A 9,257-nucleotide genomic window follows, 5' to 3' on the forward strand; every position below is an offset into this window, starting at 1 on the left:
GGGCGGGGGGCGGGGCCGCCGGTGGCGGCGGCCGGGGCGGTGGAGCTGACGGTGACGGCGCCGGGTCCGGAGCCGGTGGCGCTGCGGCTGACGCATCAGGGGACGGGCACGGTGGTGACGTTTCCGGTGGAGGGACCGGTGGGGGGAGCCGCGGGCGGTGGGGGCGGCTCGGTGACCGTCCGGGTGCGGGGCGAGGCGCTGGACGCGGCCCGGCCGGCCCGGGACGGGGGGCCGGGGGTGCTGGCGCCGCCGCACACCGAGAGCTGGGCGGCCGAGCTGGTGCTGGCCGACGGGACCGCGGACCCGGTCGCCTGCCCGCCCGACTCCGAGCCGTTCACCCAACCACTGCCGCACGGGAGGGAGTTGGTGGTGGCGGCAACCGCGGGCGGCGACCTGGTGCTGCACGACCGGATCCCGCAGCCGTACGTGGACCGGGTGGTGTGGCGGACGGACGGCACGCTGCTGATCGCCGGGTTGCTGCCGGACGCCGCGCCGCTCGCGCCCGAGCTGGTCCTCAAGCACTGCGCGCACGCCGTCGAGGCGGCGTTCCCGGCGGTCCACGACGAGGGCCGGTTCCACTGTGCGCTGCCGCTGGCCGCGCTCCCCTCGTGCGCCGGGGAGCTGCCGCTGCGCGAGGGCCGCTGGACGCTGCATCTGCGGGAGCGGGGCGCGGCGGGCTCGCCGCTGGACGCGCCGGTGCGGTTCACGCCGTCGGTGCTGGACGGGCTGCCGGCGTCCCGTACGGTGCGCGGCAAGCCGTTCGTCCTGGACCGGGTGCGGGGCGACGAGGCGTTCGTGGCGGCCGGTCCGGCGCTGCCGGCCACCGACCGGGGCCCGTACCGGCGCCGGGTGCTGCGCGAGCAGCACTATCCGCTGCACCGCTCGCGTCCGCTGCGCGACACCGTCCTCTACAGCAGCTTCGGCGGCCGGGCGTACGGGGATTCGCCGCGCGCGGTCCATGAGGAGCTGGTGCGGCGGGGGATGGACGTGGAGCATCTGTGGGCGGTGCGGGACGCGCAGTCCGCGGTGCCTCCGACGGCGCGGGCGGTGGTGGTGGGCAGTGCGGCCTGGCACGGTGCGCTGGCGCACAGCCACTGGATCGTGACGAACACGCATCTGCCGCGCTGGTTCGTGCGCCGGGCGGGGCAGCGGGTGATCCAGACCTGGCACGGCACGCCGCTGAAGCGGATCGGGGCCGATCTGGCGGGCACCCTGTGCTCGGGGCTGGCGCATCTGGCGCCGCGTCCGCGGCTCGGCCGGCAGTGGAGCGTGCTGCTGTCGCCGAACGCGGCCAGTACGCCGGTGCTGCGGTCCGCGCTGGGCTACTCCGGCAAGCTGCTGGAGACCGGTCTGCCGCGGACCGACGCGCTGCTTGCCGCGGAGCGTGACGAGGTGGCCGCCGCGGTGCGCGCGCAGCTGGGCGTCGAGCCGGGCCGCAGGGTCGTCCTGTACGCGCCGACGCCCCGCGACCACCTGGCGTACGACGCGTCGCACCACCGGCTGCACCTGCCGCTGGATCTGGATCTGGCCCGCGGCGCGCTGGGCGATGACCATGTGCTGTTGGTGCGCGGCCACCCGCTGGTCGCCGACCGGCTGCCGGCGCACCACGCCCCGTTCGCGGTCGACGTCTCCGGGTACCCGGACGCGACCGAGCTGCTGCTGGCGGCGGATGTGCTGGTGACCGACTACTCGTCGCTGGCCGCGGACTTCGCCAACACGGGCCGCCCGATGCTGTTCCTGACGCCGGATCTGGCGCACTACCGGGACACGCTGCGCGGTTTCTCGCTGGACTTCGAGGCGCGGGTGCCGGGCCCGCTGCTCTCCTCCACCGGTGAGCTGATCGAGGCGCTGGGCGATCTGCCGGCGGTCGGCCGGGCGAGCGCGGGGGCGTACGCGGACTTCCGGGAGGCGTTCTGTCATCTGGACGACGGGGGTGCGGCGGGCCGGGTCGCGGAGCTCCTGCTGGAGTGAGCGGCACGGTGCGCCACGTGCGCGCGTCCGGATCGGCATCACCCGGCGCCCGCGTCGTTACAGCTTGTGCAGGCGTCGCTGCGGATCCGTTCCCCGCGGGTCACGGCACGGCCCGTTCTCGGCGTCCGGCCGGTCACGAGACGGCAATGTGGCGAAAAACCGGGGCGGCCGGTGCAACCGCTCGGCGGGTTCCGCGCTCTGACTCTGAAGAACTCGGCCCGATCCGCTCGCGCCAAGAGCCGCTGTCGACACGAAATGTAGATTTAGTGACTGTGAATGAAGCCCGTGAGTCACAGCCTGGGCCCACCCTCACGCCCGACGCGCCGGTCAGCGTCGTCGTCATCGCGTTCAACGATGCCGTGCACGTCGCCGACGCGGTGCGCTCCGCGCTAGCGCAGGGGGAGTCGGTCACCGAGGTGATCGCGGTGGACGACGCCTCCACCGACGGCACCGGCGCCGCGCTGGACGCGCTGGCCCGCAGCGAGCCCCGGGTGCGGGTGATCCACCGCGGCGAGAACAGCGGCGGCTGCGGCTCCCCGCGCAACGACGGCGTCCGCGCCGCCACCGGCCGTTTCGTGATGTTCCTGGACAGCGACGACGTGCTGCCGCCGGGCGCGGTCGACGCGCTGCGCTCCGCGGCGCTGCGGCACGACGCCGCGGTCACCGCCGGCGCCTGCGTGCGCCGCGAGCTGCCGGCCCGCCGCGACGTGCCCTGGCAGCCCGGCCTCTACCGCGAGCCGGCCGTGTACGACACCCCCGACGCGGCCCCGCGGCTGGTCCACGACACCCTGTGCGTCAACAAGCTCTATGCGCGCGCGTTCCTCACCGAGCACGCGATCGCCTTCCCCGAGGGCCGCTTCACCTACGAGGACTTCGTGTTCACCGCGCGGGTGCTGGCCGCGGCGCCGAGGATCGCGGTGGTCCCGGACACCGTCTACATCTGGCACGTGCGCCGCTCCGCCGCCAAGCAGTCGATCTCCCTGGACCGCAAGGACGTCGCCAACTGGGAGTCCCGTATCGCGGCGCACCGCACCGTGCTGCGGATCCTCAAGGACGCCGGCCACAAGGCGCTGGCGCACGCCGCGGCCACCAAGTTCCTCGACCACGACCTGCGGATGTACGTCCGTGAGCTGCACACCCGCGGCGCCGACTACCGCGCCGAGTGGTGGCGGCTGACCCGCGACCACCTGGCCGCCTTCGAGGAGCCGGAGCTGCGCGCCGCCCGCGCCCCGGCCCGCTGGCTCGCCCGGGTCGTCCTGGCCTCCCCCGACCCGCGGGACCTGGAGCGGCTGACCCAGCTCGCGGCCCGGCCCGGCCGCCTGCTGCCGCCGTACGCCCGGGACGGCGACGGCCGCCCCGTCTGGTCCGCCGACCTGCCCGAGGTCCTGCTGGACGGCCTCGCCGGGGACGAGGCGGGGTACGGAGGCGAGGCCGCGGCCGAGGCCGAGGCCGGTGACGGGGAGGCCGCCGGACTGCCGGTGGCCGTCGACGCCGAACCGGTCGTCGGCACCTCCGGCAGCGTGCTCCGGCTGCGGGTCCACGACCTGTACGGCCGGCTGGCCGCCGCCGGGCCGGCGCGCATCGGCGTCACGCTGCTGCGCCGCCGCGACGACCGCCGCGGCCCGGTGCGCACCGCCGCCCTCACGCCCGCCGCCGACGGTTCCTCGTGGACCGCCGAGGTGCCGCTGGACCTCGCCCCGCTCACCGCGCTGCCCGGCGCCCGCCCGGCCGACCCCGAGCCGTGGGACCTGATGGCCGAGCTGACCTGCGACGACGGCACCACGCTGGGCGCCTCGCTGCGCGCCGTGGGCCCGGGGCTGCGCCGCCATGTGCTGCCCAGCCCCCGGCAGATGGTGCTGCTCGCCCAGCCCTACGCGACCACCGGCGGCGCCCTGGCGCTGCGCGTCGCCTCCGGCCCGCGCAGCGTCTGGCGGATGGCCGCCCGCCGGCTGCGCCGCTGACCCCGTCCGCTCCTGTTGTTGACTCCTCTGCCTAGGATTGGCGCCATGTCTTACTTGATCACGGGCGGTGCCGGCTACATCGGCTCGCATGTCGTACGGGCCCTGCGGGAGGCCGGCGAGACGGTCGTCGTCCTCGACGACCTGACGACGGGCGTGCGCGGCCGGGTCCCCGAGGGCGTCCCGCTGGTCGTCGGCTCGACCCTCGACCGGGCGCTGCTCGACGCCACGATCGCCGAGCACGGCGTCACCGATGTCGTCCACCTGGCCGCCAAGAAGCAGGTCGGCGAATCCGTCGAGATGCCGCTCCACTACTACCGCGAGAACGTCCACGGCCTGCAGACCCTGCTGGAGGCCATGGCCGCCGGCGGCGTGGGCCGCTTCGTGTTCTCCTCCTCCGCCGCGGTCTACGGCATGCCCGACGTGGACCTGGTGACAGAGGACACCCCCTGCGTGCCGATCAACCCGTACGGCGAGACCAAGCTCGTCGGCGAGTGGATGTCCCGCGCCGCGGGCAAGGCGCACGGCATCAGCACCGCCTGCCTGCGCTACTTCAACGTCGCCGGCGCGGCCACCCCCGAGCTCGCCGACACCGGGGTCTTCAACATCGTCCCGATGGTCTTCGAGAAGCTCACCGAGGGCGCCGCGCCGCGCGTCTTCGGTGACGACTACGACACCCCCGACGGCACCTGCATCCGCGACTACATCCATGTCGCGGACCTCGCCGACGCGCATGTCGCCGCCGCCCGCAAGCTCGCCGAGCCCGGCCCGGTCCGTGATCTGACCCTCAACATCGGCCGCGGCGAAGGCGTTTCGGTCCGCGAGATGGTCGCGCTGATCGCCGAGATCACCGGCCACGAGGGCGTCACCCCCGAGGTCACCCCGCGCCGCCCCGGCGACCCGGCCCGCGTGGTCGCCGCCGCCGACCGCATCGCGGACGAACTGGGCTGGAAGGCCCACCACGACGTCCGCGACATGATCAGCTCGGCGTGGGCGGGCTGGCAGCACCACCACCCCGAGTCCCGGCGGGGCTGACGGCGGGACCGGCACCGCACGCCGGTCAACTCGCCGTCGGCGCCGAGCAGTTGTGGCGGGTGACGCGCACGGACGGATGGGACACGGTCCCCGCGCCGCATCGGCGGCGTGGGGACCGTTCTCTGTGACGTGACGAGTCCTTGTCGAGTCTTTTGGACGTGACGAGGCGGGGAGTCCGACCGCCGCCGGACGCACCGGCGCCGCAGTGGGCGGAATGCGCCCGCCCCCGCCCGTCACCCCCGCCGGCGTCGCTTGCCCGGCACCGTGAGGTGGAGGGGGCCGGTGCCGTCCGGGGAGCGGACGGGGAGTTCGCGGCGGAGGGCGCCGGCGGTGAGGCGGAGCGCGACGCGCCAGGTGCCGGGTGGGCCGCCGCGGAGGAGGGAGTGGACGCGGTAGCGGTCGCCGGCGGCGCGTTCGACGGTGGTGCGCAGGGCCACGGTGCGGGTGGCGTCGCGCAGGATCAGCTGGAGTTCGGCGCCGGCGGGGCAGCCGGGGAGGGTGAGGCCGGCGGCGAGGGTGGCGCGGCCGGAGCGGGTGCAGGTGGCCTCGCCGTGCAGGTCGGCGCCGAGCGGGCGGCGGGCGCCGTCGTGGTCCAGGTCGAGGTGGAGGTGGCCGTGCGGGGTGGAGAGGAAGAGGGCGGCGACGGTGGGGCCTTCGGGGCCGTGGCTGATGATGCGCGGCGCCAGGTCGGTGCCCTGCTCGCCGGCCTCCGGGCAGAGCCAGGCTTCCCGCCGTATGCCCTGGGCGGCGTCGCGCGGGCCGGCCGGCCCGTCGCCTGAGGTGGCGGCCGGGGTGGTGTGGTCCCGGGCGGTGACCGCGATCTTCAGGCCCCAGATGCCGTCGGCCAGCGGTTCACCGCCGGCCGCGGTCGCCGGGTCGAGGGCGGCGTGCCAGTGGCCGTCGGCGTGGTCGGCGGGGACGGTGAGCTGGGCGCCGCTGCGGCGGAGGAGGATGTCGACGGTGTCGGCGCCGAGGGTGCGGAGGGTGGCGGTGCCGTGCAGGTGGAGCATGCCGCCGACCCAGGCGACGCCGGTCAGGCGCTGCTGTATGCCGATGCGGTCGGTGAGGTCGTAGAGGGCGTCCGGTATGGGGTGGTCCGGGTCGCGGAAGTAGGGGTAGGCGGCGTAGGCGCGACCCTCGATGATGCGCGGCGGGCCGGGTTCGGTGCCGGTGTCGGCGCGGAGGATCGCGGCGAGTTCGGTGTCCAGGCCGGCGCGCAGGCAGTGGGCGCGCAGCCGGAGCCGGGGCGGGAGGGCGGCGAGGACGCCGTCGGTGAGATAGCGCTCGACGAGGGGGCGGGCGGCGTCGGCCATGGCGCGCCGGCCGGTCTCGTCGCGGGCGAGGTAGGCCGCCGCGAACGGCATGAGTATCTCGCCGTGGAAGTGCCGGACCAGGAGCTTGTCGCGGTCCGGGCCGGGCGGGACCCGGTCGGCGAGGCCGTCGAGGACCGTGCCGATGTAGCCGAGGTATTCGGGCCAGTCGAGGTCCTGGCGGGAGGCGTTGGAATCGTCCTCGCGGCCGTACAGGTAGTAGCAGTCGTAGTCGGCGTGGACCGAGACGGTGCCGGCGCGGAGCAGGGCGGCGATGCCGAAGGGCAGGTCCTCGCCGAGCAGCCGGCCCTCGACGAAGCGCAGCCGGTGCTCCTCGATGAAGGAGCGGCGGAAGAGCTTGTAGGCGGCCAGCGTCCAGTAGACGGGTGAGTCGAAGACCGAGACGCGGGCGGAGGAGGTGCGCAGGTCGACGGGGGCGCCGCGACCGCCGGCGCCGACGATGCGGCCGTAGACGATGTCGGAGCCGTGCTCCTCGGCCGTGCGGATGAGGCGGTCCAGCGCCTCGGGGCCGAGGTGGTCGTCGGAGTCGAGGAAGAAGACGTAGTCGCCGGTGGCCCGGTCCAGGCCGACGTTGCGGGGGCGTCCGGCGCCGCCGGAGGCCGGCTGGTGGACGACGGTGAGGTTGGGGTGGGTGCGGGCGGCCTCGTCGAGCCAGGCGGCGCTGTCGTCGGTGGAGCCGTCGTCGACCGCGATGATCTCGATACGGCGCTGGTCGAGCGTCTGGGTGAAGACCGAGCCGAGGCTGCGGTCGAGGTAGCGGCGGGTGTTGTGGACCGGCACGATCACCGTGACGGCCGGTGCCGTGGAGGCCGGGCCGGTAGCGGCCCCGGTCGCGGGGTGGTCGGATCTGTCGGACACGGGAACCGTGGCCTCCGTTCGTTTCCTGCGGGTCCTCGCCCTGCCCCGCCCCCATCGGAGTAGAACGGACCATTGAGACATCCAGCTATATAACGGTGGTTGACTGTCTGCCGACTTGGAGGAGTGCCGGTGAACCCGACGCCTTCCGCACCCCAAGAGGGGGTCCGGGCCCGGAAGGTTGCCCGGGTGCTGCCCGGCGGGGCGAGCGCCACACCGGCCGGCACCGCGCTGCGGCGGGCCGCGGCGCCGGCGCTCGCGGCGCTGCTGTCCATGGGGGCGTACTGCCTGGCGCTGACGGTCTACGGCAGCTATCCGTTCGGCGCGCGCTCCCGTGCGGTCAACGATCTGGGCAACCAGTTCGTGCCGTTCCACGCCCGGCTGTGGGACCTGATGCACGGGACCGGGCACGGCGACCTGTTCTTCAATTGGGGCAGCGGGTACGGCGTCCCGTTCCTGGCGGACTTCTTCACGTATCTCATGAATCCGTTCTCCTGGCTCGTGGGACTCTTCCCGCGGGCCCTGGTGGACCTGCCGGTGTTCCTGGTGACGCTGCTGAGCATCGGGCTGGGCGCCGCGCTGATGACCGTCCTGCTGGGGCGGCTCCATCCGGGGCCCGGCGTGCTGCGGGCGCTGCTGGCGGTCGGGTACGGGCTGTGCGCCTGGGTGCTGAACGACGGGTACGCCGACCCGATGTGGATGTGGGGGCTGGTCTCGCTGCCGATGACCGGCATCGCGGCGGACTGGTGCCTGCGGCGGGTGCGGTGGGTGGCGGGCACGCTGCTGGTCGCCGCCGCCTGGGCGGGGAACTTCTACACGGCGGCGATGGCCACCCTGGCGACCGGGCTCGTACTGGCCCTCCGGCTGGCGACCGCCCGGGACCTGCCGCCCGGCGGGCGGCTGCGGGTGGCGGGGCGGGCCGCCTCCATGACGGCGGTCGGCGTGCTGCTCGCGGCGCCGGTGCTGACCGTCACGCTCATGGCGAGCCGGGCCGCCCAGCAGCCGCCCGAGGCGGTCTACCGGGGCCGGCCGCCGGTGACGGCCCAGCTGGCGCAGCTGCTGCCGGGCGGGCACGGCGGGGAGCCGGCGCCCAACATCTTCGTCGGGGTGCTGGGGCTGCTGCTGGTGGCGGCCTTCCCGTTCGTGCGGGCGGTGCCGGTGCGGACACGGATCGGGTGGACGGCGCTGGCGGCGGCGATCGGCGCCTCGTTCGTCTGGAGGCCGACGATCCTGCTGTGGCACGGCTTCGCGCTGCCCAACGGGAGCGCCTACCGCGCCGCCTTCGTCCTCAGCGGGGTGCTGGTGATGATCGCCTGGCTGGCGCTGGCGCACCGGCCGCGGACCGGGGAGCTGGCGGCGGGGGCGGCGGCGGTGGCGGTGCTGGCGTGGTGGTGCCGCGACGAGGCGGCGGTGGGCCGCTCGACCTGGATCGTGGTGGCGGGCGGCGGCACGGTGACGCTGGGGGTGCTGACGGGGCTGGCCCGGTGCGCGCGGACCCCGCCCGCCGGCGCGCCGGGCCGGGCCCGGACCGCCCTGACCGCCGCGCTGGCCGGCACCGTGGTACTCGGCTCGGCGTACACCGCGTTCTCCGTGACGGCCGTCCGCGACAAGATCCCGTTCTTCCGGCCGAAGCTGACGCTGACCGCGGGGGCGCTGGCCACCCGGCGCGGGCTCGCCGCCCGGGACGACTGGCCGCGCTCCCGTACGGATCCGGGGCCGCACGAGTTCGCCGACAACGATCCGCTGCTGATCGGCGGCGAGGGCGGCGCGTACTACAGCAGCTATGTGCCCGTGGCCACCGCCCGCGTGCTGCACGGCCTGGGCGCCGGCTGGTACATCCGCGGCCGGCACACGCTGAGCTTCGAGGACCCGGTGGGGCAGGCGCTGATGGGGGTCACAAGCTTCCTCGCGCAGCCGCCGGGGGGCGGGCCGCGCGGCCGGTACACGGTGCGCCGCGGGCGGCCGGCGCCGCTGCTGACCGTCCGGCGGGGCGCGCCGCCGGGACCGGGCGGCGGCCCGGACACCGTCTTCGCCCGCCAGGAGCGGGCGCTGGGCGCCGCCGTCTACGAGGTGCCGCGGCTGACGCCCGCCGGCGGCCCCCCCCCCG

At 75.5% G+C, this 9,257-nt stretch carries 5 protein-coding genes; 4 read left to right on the forward strand and 1 reads right to left on the reverse strand.

The genetic code is table 11. From position 1 onward, the window contains the following. The 3 genes from RZ84_RS39725 to galE form a co-directional block, all read left to right on the forward strand. Positions 1-1,971 (forward strand): CDP-glycerol glycerophosphotransferase family protein (locus RZ84_RS39725; protein WP_206743091.1); only part of this gene is annotated, 1,971 nt, incomplete at its 5' end. A gap of 272 nt (positions 1,972-2,243) precedes the next feature. Beyond that, complete coding sequence (locus tag RZ84_RS13795; RefSeq protein WP_043264568.1) at positions 2,244-3,932, forward strand: glycosyltransferase family 2 protein; 1,689 nt, start codon at positions 2,244-2,246, stop codon at positions 3,930-3,932. Positions 3,933-3,977: 45 nt separating this feature from the next. After that, positions 3,978-4,964, forward strand: coding sequence for a UDP-glucose 4-epimerase GalE (gene galE, locus RZ84_RS13800; RefSeq protein ID WP_043264569.1), 987 nt, complete (start codon positions 3,978-3,980; stop codon positions 4,962-4,964). Between the two features lie 233 nt (positions 4,965-5,197). Here galE and RZ84_RS35025 read toward each other — a convergent pair whose 3' ends face one another. Continuing rightward, positions 5,198-7,153, reverse strand: a complete 1,956-nt coding sequence (locus RZ84_RS35025) for a glycosyltransferase family 2 protein (protein ID WP_052229930.1) — start codon at positions 7,151-7,153, stop codon at positions 5,198-5,200. Between the two features lie 129 nt (positions 7,154-7,282). Between RZ84_RS35025 and RZ84_RS13810 the strand changes: the two genes are divergently transcribed. Continuing rightward, positions 7,283-9,257 (forward strand): YfhO family protein (locus tag RZ84_RS13810; RefSeq protein WP_241777695.1); only part of this gene is annotated, 1,975 nt, incomplete at its 3' end.

Origin of the sequence: Streptomyces sp. CT34 (assembly GCF_000805335.1) — a bacterium.
Taxonomy (GTDB): domain Bacteria; phylum Actinomycetota; class Actinomycetes; order Streptomycetales; family Streptomycetaceae; genus Streptomyces.